At 54.4% G+C, this 1,275-nt stretch carries 1 pseudogene; it reads left to right on the top strand.

The window, feature by feature from the left end:
- A pseudogene (locus tag VD17_RS30905) lies at window positions 1-1,275 on the top strand (copper oxidase); the annotation flags it as partial.

The following is a 1,275-nucleotide window of genomic DNA, read 5'->3' as shown; positions in this document are numbered from 1 at the left end:
GCAGGCGTTTACGGTCCAATCGTCATCGACTCGAAAGAGCCTGAACCTTTTCAATACAACCGCGACTATGTGGTGATGTTGACTGACTGGACCGATGAAGATCCTAGTCGCGTCATGGCCAAGCTCAAGAAGCAATCGGACTACTACAATCACCACAAACGTACCGTGGGCGACTTTATCGACGACGTCAGCAAGCAAGGTTGGTCTGCTGCCGTGGCCGACCGGAAGATGTGGGCTGAAATGAAAATGAACCCCACTGATCTCGCAGACGTCAGTGGGGATACTTACACCTATCTCATGAATGGCCAGGCGCCTAACGGTAACTGGACCGGTATTTTCAAGCCGGGCGAGAAGCTGCGCCTGCGCTTTATCAACGGCTCAGCTATGAGCTATTTCGACGTCCGCATCCCTGGTTTGAAAATGACCGTTGTGGCGGCTGACGGCCAACATGTCAAACCAGTCAGCGTCGATGAATTCCGCATCGCCGTGGCAGAAACGTATGACGTGATCGTAGAACCTTCCAGCGAAGAGGCTTACACAATCTTCGCCCAGTCCATGGATAGAACCGGTTATGCACGTGGGACCTTGGCAGTTCGAGAAGGATTAAAGGCACAGGTACCTGCGATCGATCCACGGCCGCTTTTGACCATGGATGACATGGGTATGGGCGGTATGGCGGGCATGGACCATGGCAGCATGGCTGGCATGGACCACAGCAAGATGGCCGGAATGGACCAAAGTGACATGACCGGGATGACCGGCATGGACAGCGGTGACATGACTAACATGGCCGGTATGGACCACAGCAAGATGGCGGGAATGGACAAAGATGACATGTCCAATATGGCCGGCATGGACCACAGCAAGATGGCAGGAATGGACAAAGGTGACATGTCCAACATGGCCGGCATGGACCACAGCAAGATGGCCGGAATGGACAAAGGTGACATGTCCAACATGGCCGGCATGGCCGGCATGGCCGGCATGGACCACAGCAAGATGGCCGGAATGGACAAAGGCGACATGTCTAACATGGCCAGCATGGACCACAGCAAGATGGCAGGGATGGGCAGTATGGGTGGCGAAATGCAGACTCACCCAGCGTCCGAAACCAACAACCCCTTGGTTGACATGCAAGCTATGAACCCAACGCCAAAGCTAAACGATCCAGGCATCGGTTTGCGGAACAATGGTCGTCGAGTGCTAACCTACTCAGATCTGAAAAGCACTTTCCAAGACCCTGACGGTCGCGAACCCAATCGCACCATTGAGCTT

The organism is Pseudomonas fluorescens (assembly GCF_000968015.1).
Taxonomy (GTDB): domain Bacteria; phylum Pseudomonadota; class Gammaproteobacteria; order Pseudomonadales; family Pseudomonadaceae; genus Aquipseudomonas; species Aquipseudomonas fluorescens_W.
The sequence above is the reverse complement of the archived record's forward strand: the minus strand, read 5'-3'. Positions and strand labels throughout refer to the sequence as shown.